Consider the following 17887-nt stretch of genomic DNA (forward strand, 5'->3'; position numbering starts at 1 on the left):
TTGCGGGCAGCTTCGAGCCCCTAGGGGCAGGATGAGAACAAGTCGAGCTGCTCGCTCTGCGCAATGCGGCGCGTCACGATTGCCGCGCGGTGTTGTGCGAGCGGTTCCGGCCCAGTCCGAAGGGTGTGCGCCGTTTCGCTTGCGATCTCATTGGCACCCTCTTCCTGGCCAACCTATTCCCGCTCTGCCTCTTCACGATCACGGCGGCGCAAACGCACGTCCCACAGGCCCATCACGTGGGCGGGCGTCACCCAATGGCCCCACACCGTGTCCGGCGCCAATGCGTTGCCGTGAATCACAATCGCGGGAACACGCAGCAGCGCCATTTGCACTTAGCACATGTGGCAGGCCATCGCGTCGATATCGATGAGCGTGGCATGCATGGTCTGTTGATAGTTGACGCCCTCATCGAGCAGTGCAGAAGCCGCCGCGATCACCATGCCGCCGGCGCCGGCGGCGGGCTCCATCAACGTGATAAAGCCCTTGCGCTCGATCTCGGCCGCCGCGCCGGAGAACAGCATCTTGGCCATCAGGCGCGACACCTCCCATGGTGTGAAGAACTGACCGCGATAGTGGTCGGCCAACTGCAGCGCCTCGAAGATCGGACCCAGCGCATCCTTGTGACCGCCCTCCAACGACTCCAACAGGTGGGCCAGCATGCGCGGGAAGTATTCGACTTCCTCTCGCTCGTAGCGCTGGATGATCTCCAGGTAACGCGCTTCGCGTGCGTCGTACTGCAGCAGGTCGACACGGTTGCTGATGGACAGCGCTGCAAGTTCGCAGAAGTCGCGGAACACATCATGCCGCCGATGACGGCGTGCGCATTGCTCAATTAATCTCACCAACGCCTGCTGGTGGAGGTCCAAGTAGGTAGACTGGCGCTTAGCCATAGTTCATGAGCCTCCATGAAGAAAGTGGTCGGGAAGCCCTGGGCGGTTACAAGCTGCTTGGGGCTTTTTCTTTCTGAGAGGCGCATACGAGCGATCCTCTCGCTCGGCTTCCCTCGCTCCCGCCCTGGGGCGGGCGGGGGGTGGGAGTGTAGTGGTCTAATGAATCCGGACACTCACTTAGGCGAGAATGCTCGCTGTGAAGAGGTGTCTGATGGCCAAGCAACGTCGTTCGTTTTCCCCTGAATTCAAGCAGCAGGCTGCCTGCCTGGTTCTCGACCAAGGCTATAGCCATATCAAAGCAAGTCGCTCGGGCGGCATCGCCGAGTCGGTGCTGCGGCGGTGGGTGCAGCAGCTTCAGATGGAGCGCCAGGGCATCACGCCGCACGGCAAGGCCATGACCCCGGATCAGCAGCATATCCAGGAGCTTGAGGCGCGCATTGAGCGCCTTGAGCGCGAGAAGACCATTTTAAAAGGTAATTCCTACCTAAATCGGATCAAAATGGGCCTGATTTCAAGGGTAGGGGTTGCCTGTAGAAGCTTGCGTAGCAAGGGTCTCAGGTCTTCATCGCGGTGGTTGTAGCGATCGCAGGTTTCAGCCGGATAAAGATGGAAGAATTTGCTGGGTACGCCACGGTACGGATAAAGCCAGTTCTTGGCATAGCGTCAGAAACCCTCGATGCCGTTGATGTGATCCCGGCCGACCGGCTTACCCTTCTCCTTGAGCACCACCACGTGGTCACCTCGTAGCCTCAAAGTGGCGTATGCCTGCCTGGCATCGGTGTAGTACAGCGACCCCTCTCGAGGGTGAGCCTGAATCTGGTCCATGATGGCCGCCCGGTCGTGCTGAGCGATGGGGGCAGCCTTCACTTAGCCATTGCGCTTGACGATGCCGAAGACCACCACCTTGCCTGCTGCACCCCAACCGCGTTTGCCGTGTCGAGCCCCCGCCAAACGTGGTTTCGTCGCATTCCAGAGTGCCTGCAAACGGCTCACGCAACTGCTCTTGCTGCGCCATGCAGGCACGGATGAGTCGGTAGAAACGCTCCCGCGACTTAGCGCTGACCGAAGTGTCGAAGCGCTGCCGGTAGACCGGCACACCAAGCACAAACAACTCCAGCAAGTGCGTCTTCTCGCGACTGCTTAGCCGCACCGAATCCCATATGGAGGTCCAGCTAAAACGCTTGCCACAGACGCGACACTTGAACCATCCATCTGACAGCTTGTACGGCCTGCTAGCGGAACACTCGGGGCATCGTTTCATCGTCGGACCAGGGTAACTCTGGTCCGGTTTGGGGGGATTACCAAAAAGAATGGTGTTCGCAAAGTTGTAGCAATCTGCCCCGGTGAACGCCGATGGGTGTGCCGCATTCCTGTTTCCGGGGCGCCGGCACGCCATGCGCACGGCCAAACAAAGATGATGAGTCGTCAATAATTGACACTTCATCCTCAACAAACTTCACACAAATGGTCGCTCTATTGAGCGAAGTTGATGGGTTGTGCTACCTTTTTCGTGGCGGGTACAACCCTACTGTAGCTGGGTATCTGACACGCTTCCTGCGTATTCTCGCCCGCTGTGAAAACCAAAACAAACGAAGGGCGGGTGTGATGAACGAACCATTAGAAACGGCGCAGTCTGGTGCGCTCGCATTGCCGGATGCGGCGATCGAAAACATTTCCAGGCGGCATTTTTTCTACAGGCTTAGCGCCCTGCTGCTGACCGGCTGCGGGGGCCGCGAAGACGACGGCACCGAGGCATCGTCTTCCGACACGGCTGCCGTCTCCTCCGATTCGACGAATTCGACTGTCGCCATCGAGGCGGCTGTCACGGTGGCATTTGTGCACCCAGGGCTGCTGCATACCGACGTCGACTTCACGCGCATGCGTAACAAGGTTGCCGCAAAGGCGTCGCCTTGGATCGACGGCTGGAACATGCTGGTCGACAACTACCACGCGAGCCTATCTCGCAACCCGAGTCCGTGTGCCGTCATTTCGCGCGGCACGGATCACGATAACTACCCCACCCTCTTCAATGACGTGGCGGCAGCGTATGCCTGTGCCCTGCGCTGGAAGGTCTCGGATGACACAGCTTATGCCGAGCATGCCGTCAAGTACCTGGATGAATGGTCGTCCACACTCACCGCGTTGGAGGGCAACAGCAACGTCGTCCTGGCCGCGGGTATCTACGGCTACGAACTCGCCAACGTGGGCGAGATCGTGCGCAGCTACCCCGGCTGGAGCGCTGCCGGGCTGACGAGGTTCCAGAAGATGATGCGTACCATCTTCTACCCCATCAACTACGCTTTCCTGAACGGGCACAACGGCACCGACATCACGCATTACTGGGCCAACTGGGACTTGTGCAGCATTGCGTCGATTCTCGCCATCGGTGTGCTGTGCGACGATGCCGCGCTGTTTAACGAGGCCATCTTCTACTTCAAGAACGGTGCGGGCAACGGCTGCATCGAGCAGGCGGTGTACTACGTGCACCCGGGCAACCTGGGCCAGTGGCAGGAGAGCGGCCGCGATCAGGGGCACAACACGATGGGCATCGCGCTGGGTGGCGCCATCTGCGAGATGGCGTGGAACCAGAACGTCGACCTGTACGGCTACGACAACAACCGTTTTCTGGCTGGTGCCGAGTATGTGGCCAAGACCAACCTGATCCAGTCGGGCAGCACCTACTACACCGTGCCCTATGTCACGTACCAGAACGTGGACGTGACGCAGACCGGGCTATCGACGGTGGCACAGGGCATAGAACGCCCCTGCTGGGCGCTGGTGGCCAACCACTACATCAACCGCAAGGGCTTGGCCGCGCCGTACAGCAAGAAGTTTGCCGATCTGATCGAGCCCGAGGGCGGCGGCGGTAATTACGGCCCCAACAGTGGCGGCTTCGACCAGCTCGGCTATGGCACACTCACTTGCACGCGCGATCCGGGCACTCCCGTCGCCACGCCCATCAACCTGATCGGCTACGCGAGCGCAGGCAGGGTGGTACTGTCGTGGTGGGGCACGTCCAATGCCAGGAGCTACAACGTCAAGCGTGCCATGATCTCCGGCGGTCCTTACACCACGATCCGCATTGGCATTACCGACCCGCTAACCTTCACCGACACGCCGCCCTCGGTCGGCACGTACTACTACGTCGTCACGGCCGTGACGCCCTCGGGAGAAACCAAGCCGTCGAACGAGCGCAAGGTCGTTACGGCGCTTCACGTGCAGACCTACCTAGCCTTCGACGAAACCAGTGGTACCACCGCTGCCGATAGTTCCGCCAATGGTCATACCGGTACGTTGAAGGGAGGCGCCGCCCGGGCGGCAGGCCATGCAGGCAACGCCGTGTCGCTCAACGGCGCCGGTGCATACGTCGCATTGCCGTCCAACCTGATGGTGAATCTGTCCGATTTCACCATCTCGGCCTGGGTGCTTTGGAACGCCTCGCAAACCTGGGCGCGCATCTTCGACTTCGGCGCCGGCACGGGCCGCTACCTGACGCTGATGCCGTGCAACGGCGCCGGCGTAATGGAGTTTGCGACGACGGTCAACGGCCCTCATGGCACGCAGGGTGTCACGGGCGCCAGCGCCTTGCCGGTCGGCCAGTGGACGCATGTGGCCGTCACGCTGTCCGGCACCACCGCCACGCTGTATGTGAATGGCCGCGCGGTCAACGCAAACACGGAAATGTTCCTCGCGCCATTCCGCCTTGGCAGTACCAACCAGAACTGGCTCGGCCGCTCGCAGTTTGCCGCCGATCCGACCTTCAACGGGCGGATCGACGAATTCCGTATCCATCGTGGCGCGTTGACCGCCGCGCAGGTTGCCTCGCTGACGAATAGTTGACGGTAGGTTGTCTGCTGTGATGGCGAAGCAGTAATAAAAATAAATTAGATTTATTTTTGTAAGTATTTAAAAACGAGGAAATCGAGATGTTTGTGAATAAGAAAAGCCTGAAAGCGGCTACCTTGGCGCTGGGTTGCTTGGCTCTATTTAGTGCGGCGCAAGTCAGCCAAGCATCGGATAATCCGATGGCGAGCATGCCGGAGGGTTTTGGCGCTGGCACGACCGGCGGAGCCGGCGGCGAGGTGGTCGTGGTCAACGACCCGATCAAGGGCCGCGAGCAACTGAAAAACGCGCTGTGCGGCAGTTATGACGGTACTGGGGCGTGCAATGACACCACGCCGCGCGTCATCCAAATCGCTACGACGATCGACTACACCGGTACCGAGGGCAAAAGCCACCGGGCCGGCTGCTATCCGGGCAACGTCTGCGCCGCACCGTACAAGACCGAGGCGCTGGTTCTGCTGAATTCGAGCGATACGCACTGCACCGGCAAGTCGGTCACTCAGATCACCTATGACACCGCCGGCAACAACCCGCTGATGGTCGGTTCGAACAAGACAGTGATCGGTGTGGGTACGACTGGCATTCTCAAAGGCAAGGGCTTGCGGCTCAATGAGGTAAGCAACGTCGTCATCCGGAACCTGACGATTAGCGACATCAACCATGGCGTCATTTTCGTGGGTGATGGCATCTCGCTGGAGCATGTGGATCACGTGTGGGTCGATCACAACCGCTTCCATAACATCGGCCGACAGATGGTCGTGGACCACTTCGGGCCGACCTCGAACGTCACCATCTCGTGGAACGATTTCGACGGCAACGACGTCTATTCGCCCGCCTGCAATGGCAAACATTATTGGAATGTCCTGATGGACGCCTCCGAACAGACGGTCACGTTCTCCAACAACTGGTTCCACGAATTCTCTGGCCGTGAGCCAAAGATTCTCGGCAATCAAGCGGTGGTTCACTTGGTCAATAACTACTTCCAGGATGGGGCTTGGCATGCGCTGGACGCAAGGGAACAGTCTACCGTTCTGGTCGAAGGCAACTACTTCGATAACGTGAGTGTGCCGATCCTCCCGGATAACGGCTATGTCTTCGGTGCGCAGGGCGGGCCGAATGCGGCAACGCAGGCGCAATGCAAGGCGACGTTCGGACGCAACTGCTTGGGCAACGTAGTCCAGCCGGCCTCCGTGACAAGCGGTTTCACCCAGGATTCGATCGTCATGCATGCGTTCAAGTCGGTCGACAAATCTAAGATCGTCGTGCCGTACAAGGCGAGTGCCGTGCCGGAGGCGGTGAAGGCGCACGCCGGGCCTGGGCATATCTGAGCGCGGTCTTAGCAACGAATCAGGTCGATAAGAAAGCAAGAAGGCGGAGCCCTTGGAATTCCACTAGTGCGACCCCAAGGGCCTGCGCTTTGATAGAGCCACCGGATTCCACACGGTTTGCGGAGACATCGTCCCTGTGCGAGCCATCACCCGAAGGCATCGAATGAAAAAGCGCTCGGGCGTCGGGTGTTTCGGTGCCCGGCAATAGCCGGGCGTATTGTCGTGCGGCCAATGGCGCTCAAGTCCTGGGGAGTGCGGCTTGCGCCCGCAAGATCAGTCCGGCTTGCATTCAAGAAAATTAACCTTATAAAGGGTGTATCAACGATGTGCGCTAAGGAAGCTTCACTGTCGGCCGGCCTCGCCGCATATGCGGCGCCACTCCGGCGGCGTCTGCTCATTCTGGCGGTGGCAAGCAGTGCGTCGATACTGGCGGCCTGCGGTGGCGGCGATAGCGGTGACGACGCGACTGCCACGGCGGCTTCGACCGCTTCTGCCAAGATCGAAGTGGAATCCACGCAATGGGTCACGGTGGCCACGGAAGGCCAGTCGTTCACCATCAAGAACGGCGCCCATAGCGTGCGTTACGGCTTCGGCACAAAGTGGGTGATGCGCTCGGTTAGCGGCCAAGCTGAGTGCACTACGGCGTATTTCGGTTCCGATCCGTATCCCGGCCAGGTCAAGCGTTGCCAGGCGCTGGCTCAAATTGCCACGACTAGCACGGTTGACAACGGTACGGTTGGCACGCAGTGGAACACTTCTGTCACCAGCAAGCCGCAGACCGTGAGCGGCACCTGGGTTGCAGGTGGCCCGTCTCCCGATCACCCAGGTTTCAAGCTGGTGAAGGAGTCGGCGCACTTTGCCTTCTATTCCGACGAGAACATTTCTGCGGCTAAGCTGACCGAAGCTGCCAACACGTTGGAGAACACGGTCTGGCACAACCTGTTCGACTCCAATCTGTACATGCCGGAGCCGTTCTACAACACAGCCACCAAGATCAAGCCGTCCATTCACATCAGCTCGTCATTCGGGTTGAGCGGCGGGGGCTGGGCACAGGACCACCTCAGCATGGAGATGGGGCCCGACGGCTTGCTCGATCACTGGGGGCTGACGCACGAGTTCACTCACACCTGGCAGTACTGGTGGGCTTCCAACGGCGGTCTTTCGTGCTCGGACCCGAACAACTGCCGTTGGGTCTCGGAGAGCCACGCAAACTATACCGCGCACCAGTTGCCGGAGAATCGCGACAACGCCCACTGCACCGAGATGCTGGCCAACGTGCCGCATCTGTATCTTGGGTCGTCCCGAGACATGTATTGTGACTGGCAGTTCATGGAGTTCCTCAAGGACAAGTACGGCCCGTCGGCGACCTCAGCAATCTTTACGACTGCCGGCTCGGACGCCTTCCTGAACATCATGAATTCGCGCGGGTGGAACCTGTCGCAACTGAACGACTTCTTCGGCGATTGGGCCATGCACAACGTGACCTGGGACTACAAGGTTTCGGGCAACGCCTTTCGCAGCACCTACGGCAACATCGCGCTGGCAAACAAGTCCGAGCGCATGCACCGCCTGCTGCCACTGGAAGCGCTGGACGACAACTGGACCAGCAACCACCGCTTCGTGTCGCCGTTCTACGGTGCCCCGCAGCGCTTCGGCTACAACGTCGTCCGCCTGTACCCGACCGCTGGAGCCAGCACGGTGACCATCAAGTTCCGCGGCGTCAATCAGCCGGGTTCCGACGCAGACTTCCGCTGGGGGCTGGTGGCCACCGACCAGCAGTTCACCACAGCCCGCTATAGCGCACTGCGCAGGGGCCTGGACGGTCAGTTGACCTTCAAGGTCAACCTGGGCGAACCGCTGTTCCTGGTGGTCACGGCCACGCCGTCGGTCTATCAGTCCATCGTGGCGGAACAAGCCTATGGAACCATCTGGCGCTACCCGTACATGATCGAGCTGGACAATGCCTGGCCGCAGGGCTTCCAGAACGGGCAGCGCGCCGCCTGCCCGAGCGGCACCCAGCGCCATCCCAACGGAGGCGGCTGCGCACCGGCCGGCACATTGATGTCGGTATTCGTCGGTCCTTACGCCACGGTGATGCCGGGCGCACAGGTGAGCGGCAACGTGCGCATTGAAGACGAGGCGATCATCGCCAACGGCACCGTCACCGGCGGCACGGTGGGTGGCCTGACCGTGATCGGCGAAACCGGTAACGATGGCCCCAATAATGCCTTCTCCGTTTCCGGCTCCGCGCAGGTTCGCACAAGCTTCTACCCGCTAGGTTTCTTTGAAGACGGACAGGCCGCCTCGGGCAATGTGAACCTGCTGGGCGACGTGGAATACCGCGGCCCCGGCCTGAATCTGAGCGCGGGCAACCTGTCAGGGTTCGTGGACGCCAATTCCACGACCGGCAGCGCCGATATCAACACTAAGGCCCAGATCCAGTGGCGTTGATGAAGGCATGAACCCTGTACCCGGGTGTCGCCGGCAAGCCAGCTTCTGTTCAGTGCTTGCCCGGCGATGTCAGGTCCTTGAAGGCATTGTCTTATACACAACTCGCAGAGTCGCCCACCGCACGTAGCGCCTGCAAGGCTTGAGCCGCGACATGAACTGCCTTGAGTCCAAGCTAGATTGCCTTGGCACCGGATTCTCCATCGCCCTTGCGGCCAAGGAAGCCCCCACAGCTGGTGATCAGGACACCCGATCAGCACCGTAGCTGATGGTGTTGACGGCGGCTAACGGAAGCGTTATTGGAGGGGCGCGGTCTTGGCGGACGCCGGCAACGCTCAGCCACGTTCCATGGCAGCAATTCGCCGACGCGGTTGGCGGGGTGGTCAGCGATGCGCTCGATGACGTAGTGCAAGTAGGCCTCGTGATCAAGCCCGTTCATTCGCGCCGTTCCGATCAAGCTGTACATCGCGGCAGCGAGTTCGCCTCTAGAATCCGAGCCCACAAACATGTAGTTGCGGCGACCGAGTGCCGCGCCGCTTAGGGCGCGTGACCTGCTCCCCGCGATTGGTACGTTGACGATGTAGAGTCCGTTCCCAAGAGGAGCGGTCATGAAGAAGCGATTCACCGAAGAGCAGATTATTGGCGTGCTGAAGGAAGCCGAGGCAGGCCTGAGGCCGGCAGAGTTGTGCCGCAAGCACGGCATCTCGGAAGCGACCTACTACAACTGGAAGGCGAAATTCGGTGGGATGACGGTCTCCGAAGCACAGCGCCTGAAGGAGCTGGAGCAGGAGAGCAACAAGCTCAAGCGCCTGCTGGCCGAACCTATGCTCGACAACGCTGCGCTGAAGGACCTGCTGGCTCGAAAGTAGCAAGCCCGCAGGCCAAGCGCGAAGCGGTCCAGATATTGATGACCGAACGCGCCATGGGTGTCACCCGGGCCTGTGGGCTGGTAGGGATTTCGCGCTCGCTGTTTCGCTACGAATCACGCCGCCGAATTGACGACGAAGCGCTGACGGGTCGGATGATGGCCATCGCCGCGCAGAAGCGCCGCTACGGCTATCGCCGAATTCACGTGCTGCTGCAACGGGAGGGCTGGCTGGCCAACCACAAGCGCATCTGGCGGCTGTACAGCAAGGCGGGGCTGAGCGTGCGCAAGCGGCGACGCAAGCGCATTGCGGCTGTCGAACGCACGCCACTGCCGTTACCAACGGGCCCGAACCAGAACTGGTCGATGGACTTTGTTTCCGACGGGCTGGCCTATGGTCGGCGGTTTCGATGCCTGAACGTGGTCGACGATTACACGCGCGAGTGCCTGGCCATCGAGGTTGACACCTCGTTGCCGGGCCTGCGGGTGAAGCAAGTGCTTGAACGGCTGAAGGAGATGCGAGGCTTGCCCGCCTCCATCACGGTGGACAACGGTCCGGAGTTCGCTGGTAAGGTGCTCGATGCATGGGCCTACGAAGCGGGTGTCACGCTGTCGTTCATCCAGCCCGGCAGGCCAGTGGAGAATGCCTACATCGAGAGCTTCAACGGGCGGTTCCGCGATGAATGCCTGAACGAGCACTGGTTCGTCTCAATGCGCCACGCCAGGCGGCTGATTGAGGAATGGCGTATCGAGTACAACACCGAGCGGCCTCACAGCTCGCTTGGCTACCTGACCCCGGCGCAGTTCGCGCAGGGGCACAAGCAGAAAGAGTTTTTAACCTCGGACTCCACCTGCGTTTCGTACTAAAACCGGGGGCAGGTCACTCATGTGCAAGGAAGAGTCCGAGCGGTTGAATCCAGATAATTTCTGCACGATCCCGACCGACGCTCACACGAGCCGGGGCCAGCAGCTTGGCACGGAGCGTTTCGCGCTCGTATTCTGGTACGGATAACGTTGTCCACTTCCAACTGGCCCCCATAGTCTGCGCAGTCGGCACCCAAGCAAATAAGATTTTTCCCGTGCGGCTCAGATCGCTGAAAGGTAACACGGTTCGAAACAGATCCGTGCCGAGGCGAGGACCGTCACCATCGTGGAAAGCAGTCGTCAGCCAGCGTCCGGTCGCGCTACGCGCCAGCTGTCGACCAAGTACTTCGCATCGACAAGTGCTCGAATCTCGCTGCGTAGTGCCTCAGAGACGCCATCATCAATAGGGTCCAGCACCGGGGTATGGACTTCTATTCTGTTTCCCGCATATCAGGGCTCGCGCTAGCCAGACGCGCGACGGGCAGGTCTGCCCGGTTGATAAGTTGGTCTCTATCCAGCTACTGCTCTTCAAAAGTTCTGAGCACAAGCAATTGCCCAGTCTCGTAAATCTCGAAGACGACATTGCGTCCGTTGAACTCATAGCCGCTCCCATCGACGCCGTGCAGGTAGGACGCTACGCCGCCTCGCGCCCAGACGCTGATCTGGTCAACTCCATGTTGGATGCTGCGATCGAGACGGTTGCATCCAGCAACGCGCGGCCTGTCGTGCACTATCGCTGGCCAGACTGGTTGACGCGCATTGCCGATGCGAAGCTGGTGCGCTCGATGTCGCGCAAGGGGTATTCGCCTGACAACGCGGCATGCGAAGGCTTCTTCGGTCGGATTAAAACCGAACTGTTCTATCCTCGGAACTGGCATTCCACAACCATCGAGTAGTTCATCGTGGCTCTGGACTCCTATATCCGTTGGTATAACGAAAAGCGGGCCAAGATCTCGCTGGGCTCTCTGAGCCTTGTCGAGTACCGCAGGAGCCTTGGAATCTTCGCTTAACCAATCCAAGATTTCTGCCGCATCCCCCTCGAACCGGGATGGGTGTTTGTCGGATCATATACGGGGCGTTTAGTAGTTATCGGTCCGCCGGCCGCGATAGCTTGCCAAACCGGCAACCAACAGAGAAACCGCTAGCAACACCCGCACATGGCCGCCTCCACCGTTCCTACTTTCGGTTGGTGTGCCACCACTGCCTGGCTTACTCACCCCGCCCGTTTCACCAGGGATGGCGGCAGCCGTGATAGTTATCGTGGCCATGTCCGTCGCCAAACTGCCGTCACTTGAGGTCAAGGTAACAGTAAAGGCATAGGTGCCAGCGGCCGCCGGCGTGAACGTGGCCATCGCCGTGCCATTGGCATCAGGCGTTGATGTCGTCAGCATAGCAGCCGGTCCAGCAGTTTGCGCCCAGGAGATGCCAGTGATGGACTTGCCGGGGCCCGCGACACCGACGGCCGTTAGTGTGATCGTGTTGCCAACCGTTCCTGTAGTTGCCGACGGCGCAACATGGAGCGTCGACTGACCTCCGGCCAAAGCGACAGCAGCCCCCACATCCAGCATACCCGCACCGCAGTCGTTGAGATGCAAAGCACAATAGGTGCCGGGTAGATACGGTCGCGCCGATTGCGCCAGCAGCGCCGTGATCTCGTCAGGCGCCAGTGTGGGGGTAACCGATAGCATAAGCGCAATTGCAGCCGTCACCTGCGGCGCCGACATCGAGGTGCCCCGTCTCAATATGTAGGCATCGCCCGCGGGTGAGGCTATCGGCGCGCTCGCCCCGAAGTTCGACAGCGATACAATGCGCGCGCCCGCCCCAACGATCACAGCGCCGTTTCCACCGCCCGGTGCGCTGATGGCAACTTCAGGCCCCATATTGGCGTAGTCAGCCTTATCACCGTCAAAAGTGTGGGCTGTCACGGCGATGACACCGCGGCAATTGGCCGGCATGTTGACGACATCCGCGTCGTTGCCCGCGGAGGCAACAATACTGGCGCCACGCGCGCGCACAGCATCGATAGTGCTCTGCACTGCACTGCTGCAGGGACCGCCACCGCCAATACTAGCGTTCACCACCTTAACTGGCGTGGAGTTGTCAGGGACACCTGGGACGCTGCCGCCGGTAAGCCAATTAATCGCATCGATGATATCGGAAGTTTCCCCACCGCATTTGCCCATCGCACGGGCCATCTGTAGGCGTACGCCGGGCGCGATTCCGGCGATGCCAATGCCGTTGTTACGCTGGGCTACGATTTGACCTGCGACGAAAGTGCCGTGCCAAGTGCTAGCACTTGCACCTCCACACAGCACTGGGTAGCTGGTGGCCTCTGCGTCGGAAATCCAGTCTCCAGGGTCGCTCGGATCGGCATCCCGCCCGTTATCACCATCATTCTCAGTAAAACCGTTGGGAATGGCCTGGCCGGTCTGCGGATCCGCTTGTCCGGTCATAGCTGTGTTGCTGATGAAATCGAAACCGGGTGTAATCATGGCACCTGCCAGATCAGCATGCCCAGGAAGGAGGCCAGTATCAACGACGCCGACCACTACGGAAGGATTGCCCGTTGTTTTGTCCCACGCCGTCGTCACGTTTGCCCCGCTAGGCACAGTAGCGGGCGACATCAAATTCCATTGGCGAGACTCGAACAGCGGATCGGAAGCCAAGGCATGGGTATGCCATATATGGTCCACCGACACGTATTCGAATTGACCACTCGCTTCCATACGACTGGCAATCGTTTGCGCGTCGCCGACTGACATAAGGTGCGGCAACCGCACAACATGGGCGCCGTCGGACATCGGCCGCTTGTATGCCATGGGCATTTGCGCAGCAGCCGACCAGCGCTGAATCGTGACAACATCAACACGATGTGCCGCACTCGCCTTTGAGGATATCGCAGCAAGCTCCGTCTGCGCGAAAGCTACATTTTTCTCTTTCACGATCAATTGCGAAACCTGACCGATTCTAGCCGCAGTCGTTGTGACCTTGTTCGCAGGTATAGCCTGCGAGAGAGGGTAGGCGATAACGCTAGTTGCAATGCATGCTTGGACGATCCGTATCGGTCTAGTAATTTTCATGCGATTGAAAATAAGACGATGAAAATGCAGAAATGAATTGTACTTTGGCTCTTGTTCACGCCATTTATAGTTAGCGTCCAAAGATCATAGCGTGTATTGTCCGGAATATTTAATCCAATTCCGATTGAAGTATTCTCAACAATTCTCATCGGCGACGTGCTTTAAATTCGCAACTGCGCGGATGTACACGTATACTAGGCAGATGGCCCAGCAAACCAATCACGCTTGCGCGCGGCTGCGGCGACCAAATTCAAGCTGTATCAGTTTGCGCCGTCACCGTTTTGTGACCCTACACCAAGAAACAGTATCACTGAGAAGTAGAGAATCCGGCATGATTTTCACGATTTGAAATGGAAGACATGCCATGAAGACGAGCAAGTTCACCGAGGCGCAGATAGCGTTCGCGCTCAAGCAGGCGGAGCTGGGTACGAAGGTCGAAGAGGTGTGTCGCAAGCTGGGTATCAGCGAAGCGACGTTCTACAACTGGAAGAAGAAGTACGGGGGTGTCGGCCCTTCGGAGTTGCGCCGGATGCGGCAACTCGAGGAAGAGAACGCGAAGCTCAAGCGGTTGGTGGCGGACCTGAGCCTGGACAAGGCCATGCTGCAGGACGTGCCGCCAAAAAAGCTCTGAAGCCTTCCCGCAAGCGCACGCTGGTTGACGAGTTGCGTGACCGCTATCGAGTGAGCCTGACCAAAGCTTGGGCGTTGTTTCGCATGTCGCGCTCGTTGTACGGATATCGGTCGGTTGCTCGCGACTCGTCGGCATTGCTTGCACGCATCAAAGAGATTGCGGCCGCGCGCGTGCATTACGGCTATCGCCGTGTGCACGTGATGCTGCAGCGGGAAGGCTGGAAAGACAATCACAAACGCGTCTATCGCCTGTATCGAGCGGAGGGCCTGTCGTTACGGCATAAGCGCCCGAAGCGCAACAAGTCGGCGCGGCTGCGTCAGCCCAAGAGTATCGTGACCGCCATCAATGAAATCTGGAGCATGGACTTCGTATCCGATGCTCTGTTCGACGGCCGGCGCTTGCGTGCGTTGACGGTCGTGGACAACTACACCAGGGAAAGTCTGGCCATCGAAGTCGGCCAAAGCCTGAAAGGGGAAGACGTTGTGCGAGTGCTCGATGCCGTTGTTGCCCCGCGCGGCACGCCTCAAACCATCAAGGTCGACAACGGCAGCGAATTCATCTCGAAGGCAATGGACCGATGGGCATACGAGCACGGCGTAGAACTCGACTTCAGTTGGCCAGGCACGCCTACCGACAATGCCAAGGTGGAGAGCTTCAACGGGCGGTTCCGGCAGGAGTGCCTGAACGAGCACTGGTTCTTGTCCCTGGAGGATGCTCGGAGCAAAATCGCCGACTGGCGGCGGTACTATAACGAGAGCCGTCCCCACTCGGCACTGCAGTGGGCGACCCCCGCCGAATTCGCCCGTCAGGCAAGGAAAAACGCCTCGACGGACGATTCAACGACGCCGGAAATCTCTACTTCTGCGCGGTACTAATTCCGGTGTAGGGTCAACATCCGAGCACCGCATGGAACACCAATCTTGGGTACGAGTACTGGAGGAGACTACAGACCGAGCTGAAAACGCGTCCCAGCATTGAATCGTCATTGGACCCGATGCAGATTGACTCCGGCGAGCGTCAAATCCTGCGCATCATAGTGGGCGGCTAGTAATCGGAGAAGTCCATGTACTTGATCGGGTGTGGCTTCGTACTCTCCGGAGTTTGGATCGAACAACTTTGTACGATTTCCTCTGGTCGCAACAGCAATTGCATGGCCCTGACCACAGAGGAACCGCAGGCTGACGAGGTATCTGGTGTTGCTTTTCGCCAAATGTTCGGCGACGCCGCCTAACCCTCGGTAAGGAGAGCAATAAATCGTCGTCGATGCGCCAATCTTTCGCAAACCTGCATCCCGCAAAATCGCCTTTGCGCCCTCGGTAATTGGTTCCTCTGCGCCGCTTCGGTGGGCGTGCGCGATAGCGTCATGGTATCGACCATGTCTCGCAGCAGCGGTGTCGTATGCTTCGCTCCCCAGCGCTAGTCTGTCTAGCCGACTGCTGGCGGTACCCGCGTCTTTTAAGCGCAGCCATTCCGTGGCCAAGCCTGCACAGATGTTGGCTCTATTGAGATCAGCTGATGCTACTTGATAGTCCGAAAGCTCATGGTCATTATCGCTAAAGGAGTCAAGCACCGAAGTGGTAGAGTGACGCGGAGACATTGCGGACGACTGGTAGCTGCCCGAACGGGTTTGGCTTAATGAGGAACTGGCGCAGCCGTTGTCCGAGACCGCCTTGATGTCCAGCGAAGTTCTCCGAGCCAGTGGGCTCGTTGACCGAGGCGCGAGAAGAAGCGGTAGCCCTACGGTGACTTTTTTTGAGGATGGGCCACGCGGCGGCAATCCAAGCAATTCTCCAGTAGCCCGACGTGGGGTGACCGCCTGTGCAGATCCTACCGAAATTGCAGGTCCGGTTGTCCCCGACACGGATGACTTGTGAGGATCGATTTGAGCGGCCCCTGTCTTGACGCGCATGGTACTCCCCTAATTTCAATTGAACTGGATTCTTATCGAAGATGCACCATACACTCGAACGCTAGCGCGAAAAGGAAGACTTCTTTGCGAAAGCGATGAGCCTCTATGGGGATAGTCAAGCAATATGGGCGGTTTTCCGCGCGGGAGAGCAGGAGCGATTCTTCTGATCCGGATTGTTCATGGCAGGAACCCACATCTTGTTAGACGGGATTTGTATCGACGTGATCATCTCAGGCTCACCTCAGACATTCTGCCGGCACCAAGCCCTCAATTCAGCATGTTGCGAAGCGCGTTTGAGATGTCGTGCTCGAGCAGGAACTGTTTGACCTTTGACATCTCCACTTCTGACAGCCTCGAAGCCAAACCATCGGCAGGTTTTTTCTGCCAATCCCGATAGGCCAACTCCACAAAATCCGTATCGGTCGAACGGAAAACGGTCTGCACAGCCTCGACCTCGTACATCTCGGGGTTTCCCGGGGGAGCTTTGCCAATCAGATCACGAATCAACGGCCAGGAAACTCTGTCCGGGTCTCGCCTAGTGATGGTGCCGTTCTGGATTCTGGCGATCGCTTCGTTGACCCACTGAACATTAAGCATTTCGTCGGCATTCAACGAGCCGTGTGAACTGGTGTACGGCAACACCTCCGGAGGCAGAGGATTGGCGGATTTGATCTGGAGTTGCCCCTGTAACTCAGGACACGCGAACACCGTTAGGTTGATGACGCGGCAGCACGTCTGAACTCGCGAGGAGAGCGGTATTTCAGGGCTTTGTGCGGGTGACGCTCGTTGTAATGCTCAAACGCAATAGCCAGACGCGAGAGCGCCGTTGGCGCATCGGGCTTGTCCATATAGGCGACGTAATTGTGCTTCATGGTCTTCACGAATGATTCGGCCATGCCATTGCTCTGCGGCGAACGCACGGGCGTGGTCAGTGGCTCCAGGCCCAGCTCGCGCGCAAAGCGGCGCGTGCGGTGGTCGATGTAGGCCGAGCCATTGTCCGTCAGCCATTCGATGGGCTGAGTAGCCTGCGTGGTGCCGAAACGCTGTTCCACCGCAGCCAGCATCACGTCACGCACTACGTCACCGCTATGTCCGCCTGTGGTTGCCGCCCAGCTAATCGCTTCTCGGTCGCAGCAGTCCAACGCGAACGTTACGCGCAGCGGCGTGCCATCGTCGCAACGGAATTCGAAGCCATCCGAGCACCAACGAGCATTGCTCCGGTCCACGGCTACCCGACCGTCGTGTCGCCGCTTGTCTCGACGCACGCCAGGACGGCCCGGTGGCCAGCCAAATCGCTTCGATGCGGATCAACGCAACCACCCCTGCAACCACACGGCGCAGTCTGCCGCGGCCGAGCCCGGCCATCGAATGCTGACCGTCGCGGCACCGCGTCGCACTTCGATCTGTATATCCGGTATCAATGGCGTCGGCTCAGGATCGCCGATCTGCAGCGGGATGAACTCCGCTTGCGGCGCCGTCATCAATGCCCGGGCTTCGGTCGCGGTGTCCAGCCCTTCTTGCTCGGCGACCCAGCGCCGCAGCAGATTCGCGTTCAACCGATGGTGTAGAGCGACAGCTGCGATCGAAACACCCGGCTGCATGCAGTCTTGCACTGCTTTGGCCTTGAACTCGGCGCTGTGCCGACGTCGACGCTGTGCTGGCGCTCTCTCTTCGATAGTGTTCACGTGTCCACCAAGAATTTAGATGGACACGATGCTCCTTGCTCCGCTGCCTTCCTTCAAGATGGGTTCGCCGGGCGCTTACGTTTATTCGTTCAAACAAGCGGTTATTTCGTTCTTCGACAGTACGCGTGGGCGAGATGATGAAAGCGTTGCGCAAGGTGGCGGGCGACGCGCAGGACGCGCGTATTCGCAGGGAGCCGGACGCGCGCATCAAGGCCATCGTGCAAAGCTGGCCGGCGCGCTTCGATACTGCGCGCGCCGATGCGATGGGCTTTGCTCGCGACACCTCGTTCAAGGCGATGGTGCGCGAGTACGCCGAAAGCGTGCCGGCACGCTAAGGCCGCTGC

The 17887-nt window shown here is 59.4% G+C and carries 13 protein-coding genes and 4 pseudogenes; 8 read left to right on the forward strand and 9 right to left on the reverse strand.

Going from position 1 to position 17887, the window contains the following annotated elements:
• Positions 1 to 173 precede the first annotated feature (173 nt).
• Both PI87_RS29315 and PI87_RS26875 read right to left on the reverse strand, forming a co-directional pair.
• Positions 174 to 326, reverse strand: a complete 153-nt coding sequence (locus PI87_RS29315) for a hypothetical protein (RefSeq protein ID WP_157003257.1) — start codon at positions 324 to 326, stop codon at positions 174 to 176.
• 6 nt (positions 327 to 332) lie between these two features.
• The gene (locus tag PI87_RS26875; protein ID WP_052321786.1) at positions 333 to 797 is read right to left on the reverse strand and encodes an N-6 DNA methylase; all 465 of its coding nucleotides are present in this window, start codon (positions 795 to 797) and stop codon (positions 333 to 335) included.
• Positions 798 to 1101: 304 nt separating this feature from the next.
• Here PI87_RS26875 and PI87_RS26880 point away from each other — a divergent pair.
• A pseudogene (locus PI87_RS26880) lies at positions 1102 to 1362 on the forward strand (transposase); the annotation flags it as partial.
• A gap of 191 nt (positions 1363 to 1553) precedes the next feature.
• On the opposite strand, the gene PI87_RS29775 reads toward PI87_RS26880, so the two are convergent.
• Positions 1554 to 1715, reverse strand: a complete 162-nt coding sequence (locus tag PI87_RS29775) for a hypothetical protein (protein WP_232314101.1) — start codon at positions 1713 to 1715, stop codon at positions 1554 to 1556.
• 780 nt (positions 1716 to 2495) lie between these two features.
• Here PI87_RS29775 and PI87_RS26890 point away from each other — a divergent pair.
• The 3 genes from PI87_RS26890 (at position 2496) to PI87_RS26900 (ending at position 8512) form a co-directional block, all read left to right on the forward strand.
• A complete protein-coding gene (locus PI87_RS26890; protein WP_084210116.1) occupies positions 2496 to 4730 on the forward strand; it encodes a LamG-like jellyroll fold domain-containing protein in 2235 nt (744 codons plus the stop codon).
• Positions 4731 to 4816: 86 nt separating this feature from the next.
• A complete protein-coding gene (locus PI87_RS26895) occupies positions 4817 to 6061 on the forward strand; it encodes a polysaccharide lyase family 1 protein (protein ID WP_232314102.1) in 1245 nt (414 codons plus the stop codon).
• A gap of 324 nt (positions 6062 to 6385) precedes the next feature.
• The gene (locus PI87_RS26900; protein ID WP_052321788.1) at positions 6386 to 8512 is read left to right on the forward strand and encodes a DUF6055 domain-containing protein; all 2127 of its coding nucleotides are present in this window, start codon (positions 6386 to 6388) and stop codon (positions 8510 to 8512) included.
• 293 nt (positions 8513 to 8805) lie between these two features.
• On the opposite strand, the pseudogene PI87_RS29320 reads toward PI87_RS26900, so the two are convergent.
• A pseudogene (locus PI87_RS29320) lies at positions 8806 to 9056 on the reverse strand (transposase domain-containing protein); the annotation flags it as partial.
• Positions 9057 to 9117: 61 nt separating this feature from the next.
• On the opposite strand from PI87_RS29320, the gene PI87_RS26910 reads away from it, so the two are divergent.
• Positions 9118 to 10241 (forward strand): IS3 family transposase gene (locus PI87_RS26910; protein WP_157003259.1). Its coding sequence is split into 2 segments (ribosomal slippage): positions 9118 to 9358 and positions 9358 to 10241, totalling 1125 coding nucleotides; the frame shifts between segments, so codons are not numbered across the junction.
• Between the two features lie 641 nt (positions 10242 to 10882).
• Positions 10883 to 11248, forward strand: a pseudogene (locus PI87_RS26915) (IS3 family transposase); the annotation flags it as partial.
• A 69-nt stretch (positions 11249 to 11317) separates the two neighbouring features.
• Here the strand turns inward: PI87_RS26915 and PI87_RS26920 are convergent.
• Positions 11318 to 13318 (reverse strand): S8 family peptidase, encoded by a 2001-nt coding sequence (locus PI87_RS26920; RefSeq protein ID WP_039600814.1) that lies wholly within the window; start codon positions 13316 to 13318, stop codon positions 11318 to 11320.
• 364 nt (positions 13319 to 13682) lie between these two features.
• Here PI87_RS26920 and PI87_RS26930 point away from each other — a divergent pair.
• A protein-coding gene (locus PI87_RS26930; RefSeq protein ID WP_198139633.1) for an IS3 family transposase occupies positions 13683 to 14824 on the forward strand; the annotation gives its coding sequence in 2 pieces (ribosomal slippage) (positions 13683 to 13932 and positions 13932 to 14824; 1143 coding nt in all).
• A 107-nt stretch (positions 14825 to 14931) separates the two neighbouring features.
• Here PI87_RS26930 and PI87_RS29985 read toward each other — a convergent pair.
• The 4 genes and pseudogenes from PI87_RS29985 to tnpA all read right to left on the reverse strand — a co-directional run bounded on the left by PI87_RS29985 (position 14932) and on the right by tnpA (position 17543).
• Positions 14932 to 15858, reverse strand: coding sequence for a YopT-type cysteine protease domain-containing protein (locus PI87_RS29985; RefSeq protein WP_084210118.1), 927 nt, complete (start codon positions 15856 to 15858; stop codon positions 14932 to 14934).
• A gap of 267 nt (positions 15859 to 16125) precedes the next feature.
• Positions 16126 to 16470, reverse strand: coding sequence for a hypothetical protein (locus PI87_RS26935; RefSeq protein ID WP_157003260.1), 345 nt, complete (start codon positions 16468 to 16470; stop codon positions 16126 to 16128).
• Positions 16471 to 16568: 98 nt separating this feature from the next.
• Positions 16569 to 17132: pseudogene (locus PI87_RS26940) on the reverse strand (DDE-type integrase/transposase/recombinase); the annotation flags it as partial.
• A 33-nt stretch (positions 17133 to 17165) separates the two neighbouring features.
• On the reverse strand, positions 17166 to 17543 hold the full coding sequence (gene tnpA, locus PI87_RS26945) for an IS66-like element accessory protein TnpA (RefSeq protein WP_039600817.1): 378 nt from the start codon (positions 17541 to 17543) through the stop codon (positions 17166 to 17168).
• Between the two features lie 125 nt (positions 17544 to 17668).
• On the opposite strand from tnpA, the gene PI87_RS26950 reads away from it, so the two are divergent.
• On the forward strand, positions 17669 to 17878 hold the full coding sequence (locus PI87_RS26950) for a hypothetical protein (RefSeq protein ID WP_039600818.1): 210 nt from the start codon (positions 17669 to 17671) through the stop codon (positions 17876 to 17878).
• Positions 17879 to 17887: the final 9 nt, after the last annotated feature.

The organism is Ralstonia sp. A12, from assembly GCF_000801955.1.
In the GTDB taxonomy this organism is placed as follows: Bacteria; Pseudomonadota; Gammaproteobacteria; order Burkholderiales; family Burkholderiaceae; genus Ralstonia.

Bases quoted from the DNA above. Each gene is read 5' to 3' on its own strand.
- PI87_RS29315 (WP_157003257.1), bottom strand. From the start codon at position 326: ATGGCGCTGCTGCGTGTTCCCGCGATTGTGATTCACGGCAACGCATTG.
- PI87_RS29775 (WP_232314101.1), bottom strand. From the start codon at position 1,715: ATGGACCAGATTCAGGCTCACCCTCGAGAGGGGTCGCTGTACTACACC.
- PI87_RS26890 (WP_084210116.1), top strand. From the start codon at position 2,496: ATGAACGAACCATTAGAAACGGCGCAGTCTGGTGCGCTCGCATTGCCG.
- PI87_RS26895 (WP_232314102.1), top strand. From the start codon at position 4,817: ATGTTTGTGAATAAGAAAAGCCTGAAAGCGGCTACCTTGGCGCTGGGT.
- PI87_RS26900 (WP_052321788.1), top strand. From the start codon at position 6,386: ATGTGCGCTAAGGAAGCTTCACTGTCGGCCGGCCTCGCCGCATATGCG.
- PI87_RS26920 (WP_039600814.1), bottom strand. From the start codon at position 13,318: ATGAAAATTACTAGACCGATACGGATCGTCCAAGCATGCATTGCAACT.
- PI87_RS29985 (WP_084210118.1), bottom strand. From the start codon at position 15,858: ATGCGCGTCAAGACAGGGGCCGCTCAAATCGATCCTCACAAGTCATCC.